The 20795-nt window shown below is 70.9% G+C and carries 17 protein-coding genes and 1 tRNA gene; 15 read left to right on the forward strand and 3 right to left on the reverse strand.

What is annotated here, in order from left to right; all coding sequences use genetic code 11:
• The first annotated feature begins 498 nt into the window (after positions 1 to 498).
• The 12 genes from AC0ZLC_RS30935 (at position 499) to AC0ZLC_RS30990 (ending at position 13112) form a co-directional block, all read left to right on the forward strand.
• A complete protein-coding gene (locus tag AC0ZLC_RS30935; RefSeq protein ID WP_476755244.1) occupies positions 499 to 1509 on the forward strand; it encodes an AraC family transcriptional regulator in 1011 nt (336 codons plus the stop codon).
• Positions 1510 to 1614: 105 nt separating this feature from the next.
• Positions 1615 to 1836 carry a hypothetical protein gene (locus AC0ZLC_RS30940; protein WP_476755245.1) on the forward strand — a complete coding sequence of 74 codons (222 nt, stop codon included), beginning with the start codon at positions 1615 to 1617 and terminating at the stop codon, positions 1834 to 1836.
• Positions 1837 to 1933: 97 nt separating this feature from the next.
• Positions 1934 to 2467, forward strand: coding sequence for a MauE/DoxX family redox-associated membrane protein (locus AC0ZLC_RS30945; protein WP_476755246.1), 534 nt, complete (start codon positions 1934 to 1936; stop codon positions 2465 to 2467).
• A gap of 5 nt (positions 2468 to 2472) precedes the next feature.
• The gene (locus AC0ZLC_RS30950) at positions 2473 to 3027 is read left to right on the forward strand and encodes a TlpA family protein disulfide reductase (RefSeq protein ID WP_476755247.1); all 555 of its coding nucleotides are present in this window, start codon (positions 2473 to 2475) and stop codon (positions 3025 to 3027) included.
• Positions 3024 to 4883: an ABC transporter ATP-binding protein gene (locus tag AC0ZLC_RS30955; RefSeq protein ID WP_476755248.1), complete on the forward strand. Its 1860-nt coding sequence runs from the start codon at positions 3024 to 3026 to the stop codon at positions 4881 to 4883. The genes AC0ZLC_RS30950 and AC0ZLC_RS30955 overlap by 4 nt, the downstream gene beginning before the upstream one ends.
• A complete protein-coding gene (locus AC0ZLC_RS30960) occupies positions 4880 to 5548 on the forward strand; it encodes a S26 family signal peptidase (protein ID WP_476755249.1) in 669 nt (222 codons plus the stop codon). Before AC0ZLC_RS30955 ends, AC0ZLC_RS30960 begins: the two co-directional genes overlap by 4 nt.
• Positions 5549 to 5712: 164 nt before the next feature.
• Complete coding sequence (locus tag AC0ZLC_RS30965) at positions 5713 to 6894, forward strand: ROK family protein (protein ID WP_476755250.1); 1182 nt, start codon at positions 5713 to 5715, stop codon at positions 6892 to 6894.
• 156 nt (positions 6895 to 7050) lie between these two features.
• Positions 7051 to 8589, forward strand: coding sequence for a sugar ABC transporter ATP-binding protein (locus AC0ZLC_RS30970; RefSeq protein ID WP_476755251.1), 1539 nt, complete (start codon positions 7051 to 7053; stop codon positions 8587 to 8589).
• Positions 8586 to 9605, forward strand: a complete 1020-nt coding sequence (locus AC0ZLC_RS30975; RefSeq protein ID WP_476755252.1) for an ABC transporter permease — start codon at positions 8586 to 8588, stop codon at positions 9603 to 9605. The genes AC0ZLC_RS30970 and AC0ZLC_RS30975 overlap by 4 nt, the downstream gene beginning before the upstream one ends.
• A 28-nt stretch (positions 9606 to 9633) precedes the next feature.
• Entirely contained in the window at positions 9634 to 10692 is a 1059-nt protein-coding gene (locus AC0ZLC_RS30980) for a substrate-binding domain-containing protein (protein WP_476755253.1), read from the forward strand.
• Positions 10693 to 10768: 76 nt separating this feature from the next.
• Positions 10769 to 12010: a Gfo/Idh/MocA family protein gene (locus tag AC0ZLC_RS30985; protein WP_476755254.1), complete on the forward strand. Its 1242-nt coding sequence runs from the start codon at positions 10769 to 10771 to the stop codon at positions 12008 to 12010.
• A gap of 31 nt (positions 12011 to 12041) precedes the next feature.
• Positions 12042 to 13112 (forward strand): sugar phosphate isomerase/epimerase family protein, encoded by a 1071-nt coding sequence (locus AC0ZLC_RS30990; protein ID WP_476755255.1) that lies wholly within the window; start codon positions 12042 to 12044, stop codon positions 13110 to 13112.
• Between the two features lie 167 nt (positions 13113 to 13279).
• On the opposite strand, the gene AC0ZLC_RS30995 is transcribed toward AC0ZLC_RS30990, so the two are convergent.
• Positions 13280 to 14629 (reverse strand): DUF2254 domain-containing protein, encoded by a 1350-nt coding sequence (locus AC0ZLC_RS30995; RefSeq protein WP_476755256.1) that lies wholly within the window; start codon positions 14627 to 14629, stop codon positions 13280 to 13282.
• 144 nt (positions 14630 to 14773) lie between these two features.
• Here AC0ZLC_RS30995 and AC0ZLC_RS31000 point away from each other — a divergent pair.
• The 3 genes from AC0ZLC_RS31000 to AC0ZLC_RS31010 all read left to right on the forward strand — a co-directional run bounded on the left by AC0ZLC_RS31000 (position 14774) and on the right by AC0ZLC_RS31010 (position 18314).
• A tRNA-Leu gene (locus AC0ZLC_RS31000) sits at positions 14774 to 14861 on the forward strand.
• 156 nt (positions 14862 to 15017) lie between these two features.
• The gene (locus AC0ZLC_RS31005; RefSeq protein WP_476755257.1) at positions 15018 to 15440 is read left to right on the forward strand and encodes a hypothetical protein; all 423 of its coding nucleotides are present in this window, start codon (positions 15018 to 15020) and stop codon (positions 15438 to 15440) included.
• A gap of 102 nt (positions 15441 to 15542) precedes the next feature.
• Positions 15543 to 18314 carry a KGGVGR-motif variant AAA ATPase gene (locus AC0ZLC_RS31010; RefSeq protein ID WP_476755258.1) on the forward strand — a complete coding sequence of 924 codons (2772 nt, stop codon included), beginning with the start codon at positions 15543 to 15545 and terminating at the stop codon, positions 18312 to 18314.
• 135 nt (positions 18315 to 18449) lie between these two features.
• Here the strand turns inward: AC0ZLC_RS31010 and AC0ZLC_RS31015 are convergent, their stop codons facing one another.
• Positions 18450 to 19976 (reverse strand): DEAD/DEAH box helicase, encoded by a 1527-nt coding sequence (locus AC0ZLC_RS31015; protein WP_476755259.1) that lies wholly within the window; start codon positions 19974 to 19976, stop codon positions 18450 to 18452.
• 319 nt (positions 19977 to 20295) lie between these two features.
• Entirely contained in the window at positions 20296 to 20499 is a 204-nt protein-coding gene (locus tag AC0ZLC_RS31020) for a cold-shock protein (protein ID WP_100580096.1), read from the reverse strand.
• Positions 20500 to 20795: the final 296 nt, after the last annotated feature.

The following is a 20795-nucleotide window of genomic DNA, read 5'->3' on the forward strand; positions in this document are numbered from 1 at the left end:
GGGGCAGCACGGACCGTGACCGGGGTCTGACGTTCGGCCGGACTGAACGGTCCCTGCGCGAGCGCGATACGCGCCCCTCGGACCGGAGTCGAACGACACGAGGGACCCAGGTGGGGAGCCGGCCCACCCGAGAGCAGCGGCACCCCGAGACACGTCGAGCGGATCCGCCGCCGCGCCACTTGGCTGCGGGCGAGCGCCGCCGGAACAGAAGACGTGCCGTCACCCACGGTGTTCCACGGGGTGCGAACGCGACGCTCCGGCAACACTGCCGCACAGACGTGCTGTCAGCCACGTCCCTGTCGCCCCGACGGCACCCCGCGACCCGCGGGTCCGGACACGGCTGACGCATCGCGGGGCCCTTCGCCCGCAACGCGCGTGGTCCTTGGCCCCGGTCCGCGCACCGGCCCCGGCACGCGCTCGGCCTCGCCGGCCGGCCTGCGGGGCCGTCCGTCTCACCGGGTGCCGGCCCGCTTCCGTCTCACCGACCGAGGAGTACGAGTGGAGAACGTCCCGGAGTCCGTCCTGTACGAGGGGCGTGACCTGGCGCGCATGCACAGCGTCGTGGCCGCCCAGTTCGCCCCGCACCGGCTGAGAATGCTAGGGAAGCAGACCGGGCCGGCTCGCTTCCGGATGAGCAGCTCAGCGGGTGACATGTCCGTCTACCACTTGGCCCACGGGGCCGACGTGGAGATACGCCCCGCCGTGCAACACGGCCTGTACCTGATCCACATTCCCCGGGCCGGTCACAGCGGTCTGGTCGTCGACGGTGAGCCCGTGGCCACCGCGCAGGACGTGGTCAGCCCCGGACAGCGGCTGGAGATCCGCCGTTCCCACGACAGCGACATGATGATCCTGCGTATCCCACGCCCGGTCGTCGACCGGGCGATCGAGTCGCGCGGCATCCCCGTCGACCGGGGTGAGCCGGTCCGGTTCACGCCCGCCATCGACATCCGGTGTCCCGGCTCACGGGCCTGGCTGCGCACGTTGCACGCCTACGCCGAGGCCTTGCGGAGCGGGCTCCTCGCCGGCTCGCCGCTCGGGACGCGTCACTTCGAACAGCTGCTGGTGCACGGGCTGCTGGACAGCCAGCCCAGCGGCCTCAGCGAATCCCTGCGCCGCTCCTCCCGGCACGCCACGCTGCCGAGCGCACTGCGCCGGGCGATGACGTACTGCGAGGAGCACGCCCGTGAACCGCTGTCCACCGCCGACATGGCGCTGGCCTCGCGGCTGAGCGTCCCGGCGCTGAGAGCCGCCTTCCGCGCCCACCTCGGCACCACCCCCCTGATGTACCTGCGCAGGGTCAGACTCGCCGGCGCGCACCGGGACCTGCTCGCGATCGCCGAGGGCCGGGACGACGGCACGGTCACCGACGTGGCGCTGCGCTGGGGCTTCGTCCATCTCGGACGATTCGCCGCCTTCTACAAGGCCGTCTACGGCACCGCGCCGTCGAGGACGGCCGGCCTCCGTGGCTATCCGGAAACCACTCGGATCCGATCCTCCTGTGGATAGTTCACCAACTGCCGCACGCCTAGCGTTGCTTGTGCAGGAACGGGTCCACCCGGACCCGACCGGCCGGGGATCCGGCCGATGGACACAGATGCAGAAAGGGAGACCATGCGCACACTTACCGCTGTTGCCGACAAGCTGCTGAGCCACGTCGTTCCGAGTCAGGCGGCGCACGCCACGTCGTCCGGAGCCAATGGCTGCTGGATCGAGCAGAGGGTCTGCAACCCGCACTGCCCCTTCTGGTACTACAAGGAGGACCTCTACTGGAAGTGCAGCGACGGCACGTCCTTCTGGTCGCAGACGGGCTGCACGGAATCCGACAACTGCTGAACGGTGCCCGCATGTCGGCACAGTGACGTGACATGAACGAGGCGTCGCGCCCCGGTGATAGCGGGGCGCGACGCCGTCATCCAGAGGTGAACCCTCCATGGCCCATGTTCTCATCTCCTGCCGTGCCTTCATCTCCCTCGTGTTCGTGCTCTCCGTGGCGGGGAAGCTCAGAAACCGCCCCGCGTATCGCGGATTCACCGACTCGGTGCGGGCGTTGGCGCCCCGCCTCCCCGCCGGGCCCACCGCCGTGGCGGTGATCGTCACGGAGGCGGTGACCGTCGTCCTGCTCGCGCTGCCGATGACGTCCCTCGCCGGATTCGTGCTCGCCACCGCACTGCTGAGTGCCTTCTCCGTGGCGATCGGTGCGACGGTGCGGCGCGGTGAGCAGGTCGCATGCCGCTGCTTCGGCGCGGCCTCCTCGGCCCCCGTGGGCACCGCGCATCTGGTCAGGAACGCGTTCCTGCTGGCCGGTTCGCTGACCGGTGTGCTCTGCGCGCTGACGCCGGGCGGGGACGCCGGTGGCTTCGCGGGCGTGACCACCTCGCTCGTGTTCGGCGCCGTGGCCGCCGGCATGACGCTGCTCACCGACGACATCTCCCGGCTGTTCCGGCCGCTCAGGCAAGAAGGGTAAGAACCATGCCGTACGTCATCGCACTGACCGTCCTGTTCGGAGCACTCTGCGTGGTGAACATCGCGCTCACCGTGGGGGTTCTGCGGCGGCTGCGCGAGATCGAGGAACGGACCGCGTACAGCGGACTGGATCTGACCCCGGGCACTCCCGACGTGATGCTGGCGGTCGGTGAGCGGGTGGGCACGTTCACCACCGTCACAGCCGAGGGCGAGCACCTGTCCGACGACTTCCTGACGGACGGGCACACGGTGGTCGGCGTCTTCGCGCACGGCTGCGGCAAGTGCGACGAGCGGCTGCCGGAGTTCGTCTCGTTCCTGCGCAAACGCGGAATCTCCCGCGAGCGCGCACTCGCCCTGCTGGTGGGAACGCCCGAGCAGGTCCGGGAGAAGCGCGCGCTGGCCCAGCCCGTGGCCACCGTGGTGATCGAGGAACTGGACGGTCCGGTGTCCCTGGCCCTGGCCGCACGGGTGTACCCGGCGCTCGCGGTGATCGGCCCGGACAAGGTGGTCCGGGCGGCGGGTTCACTGATCGGGAACGTGTCGGCCTTGGTGGACGCGTGACGACGACGCGGGCGATCATCAAGGCCCTGCGGCTGACCTGGCGTGCCTCGCGCGGGGGAATCTGCGTCCTCGCGCTGCTCACACTCGCGAGCGCCGTGACCCCCGTGGCCGCCGCCTGGCTGACCAAGTCGCTCCTCGACCTCCTCACTCAGGGAGGTGGAGCGGAACGCGGTCAGGTCGTCCTCCTGGCGGTGGGCCTGGGCACCGCGGGACTGCTCACCGGCTGCCTGCCGCATGTGCTCATGTACGCCAACAAGGAGTTCGAGCGTGCCGTGGGCCTGCTGGCACAGCAGCAGCTCTACGAGGCGACCGGCCGACTCGTGGGGCTGGCCCGGTTCGAGGACCCGGCGTTCGTGGACCGCCTCCGCCTCGCGCAGCAGCACGGCGGCGCCACTCCGGGCGTGCTGGTGGCCACGGTGCTGTCCGTGGTGCGTGCGGTGGCCATGGCCGGCGGATTCCTGGGCTCGCTGCTGGTGCTCGCCCGGTGGCTGCCGGCGGTCGTCGTCGTGTCCGTCGTGCCGGTGCTGGCGACGGAGATGTGGCTCGCCAGGCGCAGGGTGAACGCCTACTGGCAGATCGGCCCGACGGAACGGCGCGAGATCTTCTACCGGGAACTGCTGACGAACCTCCAGGCCGCCAAGGAGATACGGCTGTTCGACATCGGCGGACAGCTCTCGGCGCGGATGACACGGGAGAAGGTCAAGGCCGACTCCGTCAGGGCGAGGCTCGACCGACAGGAGCTGGCGGCCCAGACACTGGCGGGTCTCGTCACCGCGAGCAGCGCGGGCGCGGCGGTCATCTGGGCGGTGCTCGCGGCGCTGGGCGGGCGGATCTCCCTCGGTGACGTGTCGCTGATGATCACGTCCGTGGCCGGAGTCCAGTCCGCGGGCTCCGGGCTCATGCGGGACATCGCCAAGTCCCATCAGCAACTGCTCATGTTCCGGCACTACCTGTCCATCGTCGACGGTGGAGTGGACCTTCCGGTGCCGGAGAAGCCGTCGCCGGTCCCGGAGCTGTCCTCGGGCATCGAGTTCCGGGATGTGTGGTTCCGTTACTCACCCGGCCATCCGTGGGCGCTGCGAGGCGTCAGTTTCCGTGTCGCTCACGGCCGTTCCCTCGGGCTGGTCGGGCGCAACGGCGCGGGCAAGAGCACGATCGTGAAGCTGCTCTGCCGGATGTACGACCCCGAACGGGGTGCGGTCCTGTGGGACGGTGTGGACCTGCGCGACCTGGATCCGGCGGAGCTGCGGCGCCGGATCGGCGCGGTGTTCCAGGACTACATGACGTACGACCTGAGCGCCTACGAGAACGTCGCGCTGGGCGACCTGCCGAACGCCTCGCCCGAGCGGGTGACGGAAGCGGCACAGCGGTCGGGCGCGGACGCCTTCGTCCGGGAACTGCCCCACGGATACGACACCTTGCTGTCCCGGATCTTCTTCCAGGGCGACGAGGAGGGCGGTGACAGCGACCGGGGCGTGACGCTGTCGGGCGGGCAGTGGCAGCGGCTGGCCATCGCGCGGGCGTACCTGCGCGGGCGCCAGGACCTGCTGATCCTGGACGAACCCAGCTCGGGTCTGGACGCCGAGACCGAGGCCAGGATCCATCGCCAGTTGCGTGCGTACCGCGGAAGCCGCACGAGCGTGCTGATCTCGCACCGGCTGGGATCGGTACGGGAGGCCGACGAGCTGCTGGTCGTCGACGCCGGTGAGGTGGCCGAGCGCGGGACGCACGACGAGCTGATCGCCTACGGAGGGCTGTACGCGGGCATGTTCGCGGCGCAGGCCGAGGGCTATCGGTCCAGGGGCGCCGGCCCGGTGGCGAACGCCGCGGGACATCCCGTGGAGGCGGCAAGGTGACCTGGCTCCTCGCTGCCGGGGCGGTGGCCGCTGTGATCCTCGCCGCCGTCCGGGCGACGCTGGCCTGGGTGCGGCGGGCCGTCGTGCTGGTGCTGGTGCACGGCCGGAGCATGAGTCCGGCCTACCTGCCGGGCGACTGGGTGGTGGGCCGGCGCGTGGCGGCGACGCGACTGCGCCGTGGCGATGTGGTGATTGTGGACATGCCGCCGACCGGGCGGGCACCCGAAGGCCGCGCGCTGCTGGGCCGGCTGACGATCAAGCGGATCGCCGCCCTGCCGGGCGATGCGCTGCCCCCGGACGTGCCGGGCGGGGAGCCGGGCGCACCGGTGCCTGCCGGTCACGTGGTGGTCCTGGGCGACAACCAGTCCCTGAGCACGGACTCCCGGCATCACGGCCCGGTGCCCTCGGCATGGATCGTCGGCAGGGCCGTGCGCAAGGCGGGCCTGCCCGGAATGAGGACGGTCCAGCCCCGGGACGCGCCTCTCGCGCACCGCTCCGGCGCCGGGACCGATCCTGTGCCGCACCGCTCCGGCGCCGGGACCGATCCTGTGCCGCACCGCTCCGGCGCCGGGACCGATCCTGCCCCGCGGCGCTCCGGCGCCGGGACCGATCCTGCGCCGCACCGCTCCCATGCCGGGACCGATCCTGCGCCGCCGCCGGACTGAGCGAGGCCCCATCCGCAGCGCCCCGCACGCCTTTGTCCTGTGAGTGGCGAAAGTCTGCGGCAATTCGTGCGCCACTTCTTCCCACCCCCGGCGCCCGCTGCTACGTTCACCTCGAAAGCCCGACGGACAGGGCCGGTTGAGGCGGGGAGGGGCATGTGAGACGCATGACGGCTCGACCCGCGAACGCGCACCAGGCGCGGCTGCTGCGTCTGCTGCGGGACGGCGGCCCCAACTCCCGTGCCCAGCTGGGCGACCAGATCGAACTCTCGCGGTCGAAGCTGGCCGTCGAGGTGGAACGGCTCCTGGAGACCGGCCTGGTGGTCGCCGACGGACTCGCCGCGTCCCGCGGCGGCCGCCGCTCCCACAACATCCGGCTCGCACCCGCACTGCGCTTCCTCGGTGTCGACATCGGGGCGACCTCGATCGACGTGGCCGTCACCAACGCCGAGCTGGAGGTCCTCGGGCACATCAACCAGCCCATGGACGTACGCGAGGGCCCCGTCGCGGTCTTCGAGCAAGTCCTCGCCATGGCAGCCAAGTTGCGGACGTCCGGCCTCGCGGAGGGCTTCGACGGCGCCGGCGTCGGCGTGCCGGGGCCGGTCCGTTTCCCCGAGGGCGTCCCCGTCGCCCCGCCGATCATGCCCGGCTGGGACGGCTTCCCGGTCCGTGAGGCACTCAGCCAGGACCTCGGCTGCCCGGTCATGGTCGACAACGACGTCAACCTGATGGCCATGGGGGAACAGCACGCGGGCGTCGCACGCTCCGTGGGCGACTTCCTCTGCGTCAAGATCGGTACCGGCATCGGCTGCGGGATCGTCGTCGGCGGCGAGGTGTACCGCGGTACGACGGGCAGCGCGGGCGACATCGGGCACATCCAGGCCGTGCCCGACGGCCGCCCGTGCGCGTGCGGGAACCGCGGCTGCCTGGAGGCCCACTTCAGCGGTGCCGCACTCGCCCGCGACGCGACGGAGGCGGCGCAGCAGGGACTCTCGCACGAGCTCGCGGCGCGACTGGACGCGGCGGGCGCGCTGAGCGCCGTCGACGTCGCCGCCGCGGCCGCCGCGGGCGACGCGACGTCCCTCGACCTCATCCGTGAGGGCGGCAACCGGACCGGCCAGGTCCTCGCCACCCTGGTCAGCTTCTTCAACCCGGGTCTGGTGGTGATCGGCGGCGGGGTGACGGGCCTCGGCCACACCCTGCTCGCCGCGATCCGCACCCAGGTCTACCGCCAGTCGCTGCCCCTGGCGACCCGCAACCTACCCATCGTGCTGGGGGAGTTGGGCCCCACCGCCGGAGTGATCGGCGCGGCCCGGCTCATCAGCGACCACCTCTTCTCACCCGCGTAAGGCCCAAGGCCGCACAGGCCCGCACGTCGCCTCACCCGCACGTCGCTCCGCCCTGCCCCGAACCCCACCTGCCCCGACCTCGCCCGCGCCCGCAAACGCCCCGCCCCGCGAACGCCCCGCCCTGCAACCGGCCCGCACCCGCCGAGGGGAACCGTCATGGCACCAGAACCACCGCTGCTCACCATGTCCGGCATCACCAAGTCGTTCCCCGGAGTCCGGGCCCTGGACGGCGTCGACCTCGAGGTCCAGGCCGGCGAAGTGCACTGCCTGCTCGGCCAGAACGGGGCCGGCAAGTCCACCCTCATCAAGGTCCTGGCCGGCGCGCACCAGCCCGACGGCGGCACGATCGGCTGGCGTGGCGAAACGGTCACGCTCCGGTCGCCGATCGCCGCCATGCGTCTGGGCATCGCCACCATCTACCAGGAACTCGACCTGGTGGAAGGCCTGTCGGTGGCCGAGAACGTCCACCTCGGGCACGAACCCACGGCCGCCGGATTCGTCGTACGGGGCAAGGCGGCCCGGGACTCGACCGCCGCGCTGCTGCGCCGGCTCGGGCATCCGGAGATCGACCCCGCCCGGCTGGTCGGCGACCTGTCGGCGGCCCAGCAGCAGATCGTCTCCATGGCCCGGGCACTCTCCCACGACGTACACCTCATCGTCATGGACGAACCGTCCGCCGCCCTCGACCCCGACGAGGTGGACAACCTCTTCCGCATCGTCGGCGACCTCACCGCGGAAGGAGTCGCCGTCGTCCACATCTCCCACCGCCTGGAGGAGATCCGCCGCGTCGGGGACCGCGTGACCGTGCTCAAGGACGGACGCGCGGTCGCGGTCGGACTCCCCGCGAAGTCCACGCCGACGCGCGAGGTGGTGGCGCTGATGACGGGACGCGACGTCGAGTACGTCTTCCCGGACCGGCCCGCGCGGCAACCGTCCGGAGAGCCGGTGCTGACCGTCCAGGGCCTCGCCAGGGAGCGCGAGTTCGCGCCACTCGACCTGGAGCTGCGCCCCGGCGAGATCGTCGGCATCGCGGGACTCGTCGGGTCCGGCCGCTCCGAGATCCTGGAGACGGTCTACGGAGCGCGGAAGCCGAGCGCCGGCCGCGTCCTCGTGGACGGACGCCCCTTGCGGCCCGGCAGCGTACGCGCCGCCGTCCGCGCCGGACTCGGGCTCGCTCCCGAGGAACGCAAGGCCCAGGCCCTGCTGATGCTGGAGTCCGTCACCCGCAACGTGTCCGTCTCCTCCATGTCCCGCTTCTCCCGTGGGGGCTGGGTCGACCGGCGGGCGGAACTCGGCGCGGCTCGCGCCGCCACCCGGGAGTTGTCGCTGCGCCCCGACAACCCCTCCGTGCCGGTGCGGACCCTCTCCGGCGGCAACCAGCAGAAGGCCGTCCTCGCCCGCTGGCTGCTGCGCGGCTGCCGGGTGCTGCTGCTCGACGAGCCGACCCGCGGCGTCGATGTCGGAGCGCGCGCCGAGCTGTACGCGGTCATCCGCCGGCTGGCCGACGAGGGACTCGCCGTCCTGCTGGTCTCCAGCGAAGTGCCCGAGGTGCTCGGGCTCGCCGACCGCGTACTCGTACTGCGCGAAGGCCGGGTCGTCCACACGGCACCCGCCCGCGAACTCGACGAACACCGCGTCCTCGACCTCGTCATGGCAGGCGGGCCGGAGGCCGGCGAAAGGAGCCCGGTGTCATGACGCAGCCCGTGTCCCCGCCCAGGGGAGACACCCGCACAGCGGCGCCGGCCAAGGAACACCCGCCGTGGCGGACGTTCACGGCCCGGGCCGACATCCGCACCCTCTCGCTCCTCGGGGTCCTCGCCGCGCTGACCGTCGTCGGAGGCATCACCAGGCCCGACGAGTTCCTCGACACCCGCAACCTCCAACTCGTGCTCACCCAGGCCTCGGTGATCGGTGTCGTCACGGTCGGCATGACCTTCGTCATCACCTCCGGCGGCATCGACCTGTCGGTCGGCGCGGTCGTCGCGCTCGCCTCGGTATGGGCGACGACGGTCGCCACCCAGGAGTACGGCTTCACCGGCGTCCTCTTCACCGCGGTGATCGTCGGAGCCGGCTGCGGCCTGGTCAACGGCCTCCTCATCGCCTACGGGGCGATGGTCCCGTTCATCGCCACGCTCGCCATGCTGGCCTCCGCCCGCGGTCTCGCCCTCCAGCTCACCGACGGCAGGACGCAGATCGTCACCGTGGACGGCGTGCTGAGACTCGGCGAACGCGACGCGTACGTGCTGGGCGTTCCCCCGCTCGTCCTCGTCTTCGCCGTCGTCACCGTCGTCGGCTGGCTGATCCTGAACCGCACCACGTTCGGGCGCCGCACGCTCGCCGTCGGCGGCAACGCCGAGGCGGCACGGCTCGCGGGCATCGACGTACGGCGGCAGCGTCTGTACCTGTACCTGCTCTCCGGACTGTGCTGCGGAATCGCCGCGTTCCTGCTGATCGTCCTGTCCGGCTCGGGCCAGAACACCAACGGCAACCTGTACGAACTCGACGCCATCGCAGCCGCGATCATCGGCGGCACGCTGCTCAGCGGCGGCCGCGGCACCGTCACCGGCTCGGTGCTCGGCGTCCTGATCTTCACGACGATCACCAACATCTTCGCGCTCAACAACCTGCAGACCGACGTCCAGCAGATCGCCAAGGGCGCGATCATCGTCGCCGCCGTGCTCGTCCAGCGCCGCACCGCGTACACCACCTGAGCCGCACCGTACGGAAGGGCCCACCGCCATGCCAGAACCCACGAGCCGCACGAGTCGCACGAGCCGCAGAGGACTGCTCTTCGGGACCGCCGCCGTCTCGGTCGGAGCCTTCCTCACCGGCTGCACCAGCAACGAGTCCAAGGACGAGAAGCCGGCCGCGAACGACCAGCCGGCCGCCGACGACAAGCCCGGCAAGCAGGTCACCATCGGCTTCGCGGGACCGCAGGCCGACCACGGCTGGCTCAACGCGATCAACGACAACGCGAAGAACCGCGCGAAGAAGTACCAGGACGTCACGCTGGAGATCACCGAGGGCTCCAACGACACGGCCGCGCAGATCGGCCAGATCGAGACGCTGATCAACAAGAAGGTCGACGTCCTGGTGGTGCTGCCGGCCGACGGCAAGGCCCTCACGCAGGTCGGCCTGAAGGCCATGCGCGCGGGCATCCCGGTCGTCAACCTGGACCGGATCTTCAACTCCCCGCAGGCGTACCGCTGCTGGATCGGCGGCGACAACTACGGCATGGGTCTCAGCGCCGGCCACTACATAGGCGAGAAGCTCAAGGACACGCGGAACGCCCGCGTCATCGAACTCGCCGGCCTGGACAACCTGGAACTCACCAGGCAGCGCACCGACGGCTTCGACGCCGCCCTCGAGAACTACCCGAACATCCGGAAGGTGGCCCGCCAGGCCGCCGAGTTCACCGTCGAGTCCGGCCAGTCCAGGATGGCCCAACTCCTCCAGGCGCAACCCAAGTTCGATGCCCTGTGGAATCACGACGACGACCAGGGTGTGGGCGCGCTGCGGGCCATCGAGCAGGCCGGACGCGACGACTTCCTGATGGTCGGCGGCGCCGGCGCGCTCTCCGCCTTCCGGGCCATCGAGGCCGGCGACAGCGTCCTCAAGGCCACCGTCCTCTACCCGCCGACCATGGCCGCGTCCGCGATCGACCTCGCCCGCGCCCTCGGCCAGGGCAAGGGGGTGAGCGGTCTCGCCGAGTTCGAGATCCCGGCCTCGCTCACGCTCCATTCGGCCGTCGTCGACAAGGAGAACGTCGACCGCTACATGCCCACCGGCTTCAAGTGACGGGAGCCCGCCCGGCGCCGGTCCGCCGCGCCGGGCCCGACCCCGACCGCGCCACGACGAAGAGGAGGACATCGGCATGGGACAGCCGCACCAGCGCGAGGAAGCCGGGGCCGAGGCGGGGAAGCCGCCCCTCGGCGTGGGCCTGATCGGCTACGCGTTCATGGGCGCCGCCCACTCCCAGGGCTGGCGCACCGTCGGCCACGTCTTCGACCTGCCGCTGCGCCCGGTGCTCGCCGCCGTCTGCGGCCGGGACGGGCAGGCCGTGCGGGCGATGGCCGACCGGCACGGCTGGGCGGCGGCCGAGACCGACTGGCGAGCCCTCATCGCCCGTGACGACGTCGACCTCGTCGACATCTGCACACCCGGCGACAGCCACGCCGAGATCGCCCTCGCCGCGCTGGCCGCGGGCAAGCACGTGCTGTGCGAGAAACCTCTCGCGAACTCGGTCGCGGAGGCGGAGGCGATGACCCGGGCCGCCGAGGACGCCGCCCGGCGCGGCCAGGTGTCGATGGTCGGCTTCAACTACCGGCGGGTGCCCGCCACCTCGCTCGCCCGGTCCATGGTCGCCGAAGGACGCCTCGGAGCCCTGCGGCACGTGCGGGTGACCTACCTTCAGGACTGGCTGGTGGACCGGCAGTTCCCCCTGACCTGGCGACTGCGCAAGGAGCTGGCCGGTTCGGGCGCCCTCGGCGACCTCGGCGCGCACATCGTCGACCTCGCGCAGTATCTGGCGGGGGAGCCCGTCATAGGGGTGTCCGCCCTCACCGAGACGTTCGTACGGGAGCGGCCGCTGCCCTTCGGCGCGTCCAGCGGTCTGTCGGCGGCCGGAGTGCCGGGTGACGGCGCCGGCGACCCGCCGGCCGCGCTCGCAACGGTCACCGTCGACGACGCCGCCCTCTTCACCGGCCGCTTCGCCTCCGGCGCCCTGGCCTCCTTCGAGGCCACCCGGTTCGCGACCGGACGCAAGAACGCGCTGCGGATCGAACTCAACGGCGAGCGCGGGTCACTGGCCTTCGACCTGGAACGCCTCAACGAGCTCTCCTACCACGACCACACCGAACCGGGCGCCTACGCGGGCTTCCGCCGCATCCTCGTCACCGAACCCGGCCACCCCTACCTGGACGCCTGGTGGCCGCCCGGTCACGGCCTCGGCTACGAACACACCTTCACCCACCAGGCCCGCGACCTCGTGCGGGCGATCGCCGCCGACCGGCCGCCCCTGCCGTCCTTCGCCGACGGGCTCCAGGTGCAGCGCGTGCTGGCCGCCGTCGAGGAGAGCGCCGCGAAGAACTCCGTCTACACGCCCGTCCCGGCCTGAGGCCCCACCCGGCCCGAGGAGGCACCAGAGCATGCCCCGCACCTTCACACTCTTCACCGGCCAGTGGGCCGACCTGCCGCTCGAAGAGGTCTGCGGCCTCGCCCGCGACTTCGGCTACGACGGACTCGAACTCGCCTGCTGGGGGGACCACTTCGAGGTCGACAAGGCGCTCGCCGACCCCGCGTACGTCGAGTCGCGTCACCGGCTTCTCGACAAGTACGGTCTCAGGTGCTGGGCGATCTCCAACCACCTGGTCGGCCAGGCCGTCTGCGACGCCATCATCGACGAACGCCACCGGGCCATCCTGCCCGCCCGTATCTGGGGCGACGGTGAAGCCGAGGGCGTACGCCGCCGGGCCGCCGCCGAGATGGCCGACACCGCGCGCGCCGCGGCCGCCCTCGGCGTCGACACCGTCATCGGCTTCACCGGCTCGGCGATCTGCCACCTGGTCGCCATGTTCCCGCCCGCCCCCGAGACGATGATCGAACGCGGCTACGAGGACTTCGCCACCCGCTGGAACCCGGTCCTGGACGTCTTCGACGCCCAGGGAGTGCGGTTCGCGCACGAGGTCCACCCCGGCGAGATCGCCTACGACTACTGGACCACGCAGCGTGCCCTGGAAGCCGTCGGCCGCCGTCCCGCCTTCGGCCTGAACTTCGACCCGAGCCACTTCGTGTGGCAGGACCTCGACCCCGTCGGCTTCCTCTACGACTTCCGCGACCGCATCTACCACGTCGACTGCAAAGAAGCCCGCAAGCGGCTCGACGGCCGCAACGGCCGCCTCGGCTCGCACCTGCCCTGGGGCGACCCGCGGCGCGGCTGGGACTTCGTCTCCGCGGGCCACGGCGACGTCCCCTGGGAGGACGTCTTCCGGATGCTGCGCTCCATCGGCTACAGGGGGCCCGTCTCGGTCGAGTGGGAGGACGCCGGCATGGACCGGCTCCAGGGCGCACCCGAAGCGCTGGCCCGCCTCAAGGCGTACGACTTCGAGCCGCCGTCGGCCTCCTTCGACGCGGCGTTCGGCGGCAACGACCGGGGAACTCCGGCGGACCTGCCCGGCCCGCGGGACACCCCTGGCCCGCCCACGACACCTCCGGGGTGACGGCACCCCGGCGAAACGCGGGTCCAGGTGCGGCGGTGGCGCCCGGCTGCGAACCGGCCGCCGTCGCCCCGGCGTCGGGGAACTTCCCCGCGCACCACCTGATGCCGTGAGGTGGCGGCGGGCTGATGCCGTTTGGTGACGGTGGGCGCCGCCCGCCGCGCTCGCCGCTATCCGATGCCCTGCCGGTCGGGCGCGAGCGCGAAAGCCCGGTCGGCAGCCTCGGGAACCGCCCGCTCCACGGCCCGCTCCAGCAGCGCACGGTGCCGCTGCAGGGGCTCGCGCCGCTCCGGGGGCGTGATCCGCAGCAGATCGTCCAGTCCGGCCACCAGCCGCCGCGTCACCTGGGGGGTGTCGACGGCGCACCCCCGGATCTCGGCGAACCCGAGATCCACCAGCTCCGGCCAGCCCGGCACGGGCTGCACCAGCCGCACGTCCCCCTGCCGGTCGCGGTGCAGTGCGGCGCCGAGCGGCAGGCCGGACACGGCGGTCAGGAACTGCACGATGCGGTCCAGCGCCTGCACAGCGGTGGTCGGGTCGTTCACGGCGGAGGACAGCGCGCGCAACGCGATGTCGGACAGCTGCCGCAGCCCGAACCCGAGATCCTGGTGGAACGTGCGCTCGACCCCGACGGAGACGGTGTGGCGCAGGAACCGCCGGGCGGGCGCGGGTCCGCCGTGCACGGCCAGTACCGGGGTGCCCGGCACGACGAAATCGCCGATCCGCGGGATGAGCCGCAGTACGACGCCATGCTGACGCGCGGCCCGGACCAGCTGGGCGACGTGCACGTCCCGCAGCACTCCGGCGCGCCCCTGGTGGGTGATCAGCGCGGTCTCGGGTGCCAGCTCCGCCTGGTCGTCCGCCGCCGTGCCCTCGCGCCCGGCCGCGGGGACGGTCGTGCGCGCGATCACCGCGAACGACTCCCGGGTGATCCGGTCGATGACATGGCCGACCCGCATGAGCCGCAGCATCGCGTTCACGTACATCACGAAGAGCAGCAGACTCAGCCCGACCATGAGCAGGGTCAGGGCGGACTGCACCAGCGGCACGGACACGACGAGCCGGGGATCGCGCTCGCCGTCGAAGCCGGTCAGCACGAGGAGCGACAGCACGAACGTCGCGAGGAAGACGGCGAACGTGGCTTTGGTGATCCGGCTCCGTACGAAGATCCGCACGACCCGGGGGCTGAACTGGCCGCTCGCCATCTGCAGCGCGACGAGCGAGATGCTGAACACCACACCGATGAAGGTCATCATCGCCGAGCTGACCGTGGTCACCACGACCCGCGCGTCGTCGGCGATCTTGAGAAGCTTCTCCAGCGCGTCATAGTCGTGCGACTCCTGCAGCGACTCGACGATCCTGGAGTCGAGTTCCGACGCCGCCGCCCACACGAAGAGGACGAGCAGCATCGCCGCTGTCGGCGCGAACCAGAACGTGTCGCGTACGTGCTCCCGCAGCGGCGACAGCGCCAGGGGGCGGCGCCCCTTCCGGCCGTCCCCCGTAGTCGTCCAGTGACCCATGGTGAGACTGTAGGCACACCCGCGCCCGGCCTCCCGGCACCGCTCCGAGGGCACGGATACGCAGGTGAAACGCACCTTGAAAGCTTGGTATTGTTGTCCATGTCGCCGAGCGGGGAACACCCTCGCCCAGGCGGCAGACACCTGGTCCGGGTGGCGGAATGGCAGACGCGCTAGCTTGAGGTGCTAGTGCCCTTTATCGGGCGTGGGGGTTCAAGTCCCCCCTCGGACACCAGTGAAATCCCCACGGTTGTGAACCGTGGGGATTTGACGTTTTCGTGCGGGTCGAGATTGATCTCGGCCCGCACTGCCATGTCTGGCCGGGGCGGGGGATGTGCCCGCTTCCAGGGTGGGCCCTTGGTCCGGCCCGCCGTGTGCGAACATCGGCCGCATGGTTCTTCCGGTGGGCGTGCACGCCTTGCGTAGGCGGCGCGCGGAGCTGAGGGCGAGCGCGGACGCGGTGTCGGGGCGAGGGGACGGCGCGTCCTGCGGACTGCTCCTGTTCTACGCCGCCGAATGCGGGCTGAAGGAGCGGCTGTTGGTCCGACGCGGGCAGCGGGACACCACCGCACTCGAGCCCACGCACGACCTCCGGGCGCTGGCCAAGGAACTGAACTTGCCCCGGGCGATCGACGCCGTCCTGAACCGCATGCAGAGCTGTCGACTGGGCGGCCCCGACGCGGGCACCCTCGCACTCTCCGACCTCCATCAGGCGTGGCGTTATGGTGCGAGACTCCATGCGGAAGACGAGAAGAAGGCGCAGGAACTGCTGCGTGGTCTCATCGACTGGTGCGAGAACGACGCGCGAAGCTGACCGGCCGGTCATGGGGCAGGAGCCCCGACGAGACGCGTGGTGCGGACACGGTGGGCGTGCAGGACAGAGAATCGAAGAGGACCGAGAGGACACCGCAGCACGATGGCCGGACCGAACAGCCTGGACGGACTCGACAGCCTGGGCGGACTGACGGCGCCCGAGCATCTCTTCACCTGGGTCGACGTGGACGAGCACCTGACCAGACTCGCCATGCGCGGAGAGTGGCCGGCCTGGCTGATCGCTGCTGACGGCTGGTGGGAGAGTCTGGAGCTGATCACCGAACCGGGTGTTCGACCCGAAACCGTACGGGACTGGCTGAACGAGACGTTCGGAGGCGGATCCGCGGTCGAGATCGACGGCTCCCTGCTGCTGAGGCTCGACGATCCGCGTGCGAGGGAACTGGTCGGTCTGCAGGTGCACATCGAACCTTCGACGGAAGGCGTCACAGGGCGGAGGCTGCCTCTGTTGCGGGAGAAGCACATCACCCGGGGCCTCGCCGACCGGCTCCGCCGACCGGACGACGACCGGTTCGCGGGGGACGTACAGCTCATGGCTTTCCACTCCTTCAAAGGAGGGGTCGGCCGCACCGTGCACGCCGTGGCGGCTGCTGATGCCATGGCCCGGGAAGGGCGGCATGTGCTTCTGATCGACGCCGACCTGGAAGCCCCTGGCATCACCTGGATGCATCGTGCACAGGGCGGCCAGTGCGACTTCGCCTACGAGGACTTCCTGGCCCTGTTGCAGGGATCGCGGGACGACCACTGGACGGCGGCCGTCGACATCGCAGCTCGTTACCTCCCCAATCAGCAGGCGGGCCGCTACCCAGGAGGCGGCCGGCTCACGCTCGTGCCCACCAGCCGCCGGGACACCTTGTGGCCGGCCCGGATCGAACCCGCTGATCTGCTGACGCCCAGCCGTTCCCCCTACTTCCTGACCGAGGCGCTCGCGGCGCTGGGCGAGCGACTCGGTGCCGACGTCGTCGTGATCGATCTGCGGGCCGGTGCGTCCGAACTCGCCGCGCCGGTGCTGCTCGACCCCCGAGTGCAGCGGATCTTCGTCACGACCATCAGCCACCAGTCGCTCGCTGGTACGGAGCAGCTGATCCGCCAGCTCGGACAGAAGGCACCCACGGTGCAGGGTGTGGATCCGGCCGGGGCCGTGATCGTCACGCAATACCGGGAGGATTCCCACACCGCTCTGGCAGAGCAGGCCCGGGAGCGGCTCACCGCAGCTCTGACCGCTGCCCTCGGCAGAGCTGCGCACCATGATGACGGTCAAACCAATGACGGGGCCGGCGAGGTCGTCGTCGAAGCAGACATCGACGTGCTGGTCCGGCCCGTGCTCAGTCGGTTCCGAGAGGAGCTGCTCGGGCTGCCCTCGCAGTGGGACAGCGTCCTGGAGGTGATCAACGGTTGCGGGATCAGCGATGTGCTCCGTCCGTTGCTTCCGGTACGCGGGCCGAGTGGGCACGAGGCTGGGGCGGCGCGCGAGGCGGACATCCAGCGACTCCGGGACGGCCTGGCCAGGACGGCCAAGGGCTTGGTGTACGCCGAGGGCGAGGGCCTCGCGTCCGTGGACGGTTTCCTGGTCACCGACCCACTGCGCAAACTCCTCAGTGATCACCGTACGGAACCGCCGATCGCCCTCGTGGTCGGAGCCAAGGGAGCGGGCAAGACCTTCCTCTTCGCCAAGGCGTGCGCGGCCGGACGGTGGGAGCGATTCGCCGAGACCGCGGGCGTCGACGGCGTCCAGCTGACGCTGCCAGTGGTGCCCGTACTCGAATCGGCGAACCTTGAACCCGGACTGGCCGACCCGCAGACGCTGCGGGACAACTTCGCGGAGGAGCACACCAGGGCCGGCTCCACCATCAGGCCCAGCAGCGGCCAGGCGGTACGCGACCGTCTGCGGAGTGGTCTCGCCGACCTGCGTGGCGACGATGACCTTGCCTGGCGCAGGCTCTGGCTGGAATGCCTCGCCCTGGCCGCCGGGATGTGGGACGAGAACAGTCGTGAGAGCGCCGAGGACGCACTCGTGTTCTGGAGTCCCAGGGCCCCCGCGCTCTTTGTGATCGACGGGCTCGAGGACCTGCTGCAGAATCTCGACACCGAGACCAAGAAGACGGCATTGCGCGTCCTGCTCGTCGACGTCCTGGGATGGCTGCGTGCATTGCGGGGAAGGCCGTACGGGCTGGTCGTCTTCGTCCGCAAGGACTTGGTCACACGGGCCGTACGACAGAACAGCGGCCAACTGCTCGCACGGTACGACCGCTACGCCCTGAGCTGGGACGACGAAGAGGCACTCCGTCTCGCCCTCTGGGTGTGCGGGCAAGCCGGGGCGCTGCCGGAGCCGGTGCCCGCCCACGCGATCAGGGACATGGGGTACGACGACCTGGTACAGAATCTGATCCAGGTGTGGGGTTGGAAGGTCGGTTCGGAGAAGTCGCGGGAAGCACGCTCGCACCTGTGGGTGCCTGCTGCGCTCGGCGACTACCAGGGTCAGGTCCAGGCTCGCGACGTAGTCGTCTTCCTCGCGGAGGCGGCCAAACTGTCGCTGGGGCAGGACGGTTGGGAGGACCGGGTGCTCGCACCCGTCGCCATGCGCAAAGCGCTCCTGGCCTGCAGCAACAACAAAATCGAAGCTACCGCTGCCGAGAACCAGGAGGTAGGGGAACTGCTTGAGAAGCTGGCGCAGGCGAAAGGTGTCTCAGTGCCCTTCAACCTGGACGATGTGGGCCTGGACAGCGAGGAAGCCGACACCCTGATCGCCTTCGGCGTGCTTGGCAGGGGGTCCGACGGGCGCTACTCAGTTCCTGAGATCTACCGGCACGGTCTCGGCTACACGACGGAGCGAAGGGCCAAGGTGCTGGGAAACTGACGGTTCCGCGAGGCTCCCGCGCTCCAGCCGAGATCCGCCCTTTCCGAAGTCCGACGCGATGGCCGGGCCGGGCGATGGCGATCGAGGACGGTCAGCCGTCGGGCAAGCCCGAGTGCGCCGGGCCCCGGCCCGGGCTCACGCGCCGCGGCGGATCCGGGCTGCCTTGCGGGCCTCGGCGGTCAGGCGTGCCTCCGTGGCCCGGCGGGACTCGCCGCCGGTGCGACCGGGACGGGTGCCCATGCCGCGGAACGGGGCGCCGCCGCGCTTGGGGCGCTCCGTGACCGGCGTGCTGCCCGCGACGGGAACACCGGACGGGGCCTGCGCGCCGGTGATGCGGCTCAACTCGGCTTCACCGGAACGGACTTGTGTGATCCGGGGCCTGATGCCCGCCACCGACATCAGGCGCGTCATGTCACGGCGCTGGTTGGGCAGGACGAGGGTGACGACGCTGCCGGACTCGCCGGCGCGGGCGGTACGGCCCCCGCGGTGCAGGTAGTCCTTGTGGTCGGCCGGCGGGTCGACGTTGACGACGAGGTCGAGGTCGTCGATGTGGATGCCGCGCGCCGCGACGTTGGTCGCCACCAGCACCGAGACGCCGCCGGACTTGAACTGGGCGAGCGTGCGGGTGCGTTGGGGCTGCGACTTGCCGCCGTGCAGCGCCGCGGCCTTCACCCCGCTGCCCCGCAGGTGCTTGGTGAACTGGTCGACCGCGTGCTTGGTGTCCAGGAACATCAGCACGCGTCCGTCGCGGGCCGCGATCTCGGTGGCGGCGGCGTACTTGTCGGCGCCGTGCACGTGCAGCACGTGGTGTTCCATGGTGGTGACCGAGCCCGCGGACGGGTCGACGGAGTGGACCACCGGGTCGTGGAGGTAGCGGCGGACCAGCAGGTCGATGTTGCGGTCCAGCGTGGCCGAGAACAGCATCCGCTGGCCGTCCGGGCGTACCTGGTCGAGCAGTTCGGTGACCTGGGGCATGAAGCCCATGTCGGCCATCTGGTCCGCCTCGTCGAGGACGGTGATGTTCACCCGGTCCAGACGGCAGTCCTTGCGCTCGATGAGGTCCGAGAGCCGGCCGGGCGTCGCGACGACGACCTCGGCCCCGGAGCGCAGCGCGCTCGCCTGCCGCCCGATCGACATGCCGCCGACCACGGTGGCCAGCCGCAGCTTCAGCAGCCGGGCGAACGGGGTGAGCGCGTCGGTGACCTGCTGGGCCAGCTCGCGCGTGGGGACGAGCACCAGGGCCAGCGGCTTGCGCGCCTCGGCGCGCTGTCCGGCGGTGCGTGCGAGGAGCGCCAGCCCGAAGGCGAGCGTCTTGCCGGATCCGGTACGCCCGCGGCCGAGGACGTCACGGCCCGCGAGGGAGTTCGGCAGGGTGGCGGCCTGGATCGGGAACGGCTCGTGCATGCCGAGACCGGTGAGTGTCTCCAGCAGCTCGGCGGGGAGGTCCAGCTCCGCGAAGGCCGTCACGGCGGGGAGGGCCGGGGTGACCGTGACAGGCAGGGCGAATTCACCCTGCGGCGCGGACGGCCGTCGCCCGGGGCCGTCCGAACGGGTGACGGGGCGCCCCTGGCCCTGCGAGCGGAAGCGGGCACCCCGGTCGGTGCCGGAGCCGTCGTTGCGCTTCCCGGAGTAACGGTCGTTCGTGCGAGCTGAACGGTTCATGGAGAACCTTCCTCGATATGGCACCGATATGGCACGTATCGAGGAATTCCCGGCAACGGTGGGCCGAACGAATTGCAAGAACGAGCCGAATGCGAGACAAAGTCCGGCCGGTCGCCCGGCGCGGCTGTCAGGGGCCCCGGGCCGCGAGGGCCGGAAATCCACTGGAATGGGTGACGGGTCCCGGGTCACCGGCCCCGTCGGGGACGGGGAAGGACCCGGTCCGGTCGTAGGCGGGCGTCGGACGGACCGCCCGCGGAACGCAACAAGCTGGGGCCCCACCGCGAGGTGTGGGCCCCAGCTGTCTCAGGCGCTGTCAGCGTCAGGCGGGAGTGATGTTCTCCGCCTGGGGGCCCTTCTGGCCCTGCGTGACGTCGAAGTTCACCTTCTGGCCTTCCTGGAGCTCGCGGAAGCCCTGGGCGGCGATGTTCGAGTAGTGGGCGAAGACGTCCGGGCCGCCACCCTCCTGCTCGATGAAGCCGAAGCCCTTTTCCGCGTTGAACCACTTAACGGTGCCAGTAGCCATGTCTAATTCTCCTTCGGGGCTGTGCCCTGGGGCCCGCACTGTGTGGACCCCGGCGTCGCCGTGAGGAACCCCGTCCGGAAAACAGCACCGGAAATACAAAAGTGCCCGACGACGATAGGTCGTCCAAGGCACTTGAAGTTTACGGGAACCACAACTGCAACTGAGATTGAGCCTAGCACGGTGTCCGCCCGAAGGCGCGGCAAGTACGATTTCCAGCGCGATGTCGTGTCTCCGCGGCCGCAATTCTCACTTCGCTGACGCATCTTTTCTACGGCTGGCGGCCAGGACTCCCGGGT

It is taken from the genome of Streptomyces sp. GLSS-08, from assembly GCF_056387915.1.

Coding starts and splice junctions, on each gene's coding strand:
- AC0ZLC_RS30940 (WP_476755245.1), top strand. CDS start 1,615: ATGCGCACACTTACCGCTGTTGCCGACAAGCTGCTGAGCCACGTCGTT.
- AC0ZLC_RS30945 (WP_476755246.1), top strand. CDS start 1,934: ATGGCCCATGTTCTCATCTCCTGCCGTGCCTTCATCTCCCTCGTGTTC.
- AC0ZLC_RS30950 (WP_476755247.1), top strand. CDS start 2,473: ATGCCGTACGTCATCGCACTGACCGTCCTGTTCGGAGCACTCTGCGTG.
- AC0ZLC_RS30965 (WP_476755250.1), top strand. CDS start 5,713: ATGACGGCTCGACCCGCGAACGCGCACCAGGCGCGGCTGCTGCGTCTG.
- AC0ZLC_RS30970 (WP_476755251.1), top strand. CDS start 7,051: ATGGCACCAGAACCACCGCTGCTCACCATGTCCGGCATCACCAAGTCG.
- AC0ZLC_RS30975 (WP_476755252.1), top strand. CDS start 8,586: ATGACGCAGCCCGTGTCCCCGCCCAGGGGAGACACCCGCACAGCGGCG.
- AC0ZLC_RS30980 (WP_476755253.1), top strand. CDS start 9,634: ATGCCAGAACCCACGAGCCGCACGAGTCGCACGAGCCGCAGAGGACTG.
- AC0ZLC_RS30985 (WP_476755254.1), top strand. CDS start 10,769: ATGGGACAGCCGCACCAGCGCGAGGAAGCCGGGGCCGAGGCGGGGAAG.
- AC0ZLC_RS30990 (WP_476755255.1), top strand. CDS start 12,042: ATGCCCCGCACCTTCACACTCTTCACCGGCCAGTGGGCCGACCTGCCG.
- AC0ZLC_RS30995 (WP_476755256.1), bottom strand. CDS start 14,629: ATGGGTCACTGGACGACTACGGGGGACGGCCGGAAGGGGCGCCGCCCC.
- AC0ZLC_RS31005 (WP_476755257.1), top strand. CDS start 15,018: ATGGTTCTTCCGGTGGGCGTGCACGCCTTGCGTAGGCGGCGCGCGGAG.
- AC0ZLC_RS31010 (WP_476755258.1), top strand. CDS start 15,543: ATGGCCGGACCGAACAGCCTGGACGGACTCGACAGCCTGGGCGGACTG.
- AC0ZLC_RS31015 (WP_476755259.1), bottom strand. CDS start 19,976: ATGAACCGTTCAGCTCGCACGAACGACCGTTACTCCGGGAAGCGCAAC.
- AC0ZLC_RS31020 (WP_100580096.1), bottom strand. CDS start 20,499: ATGGCTACTGGCACCGTTAAGTGGTTCAACGCGGAAAAGGGCTTCGGC.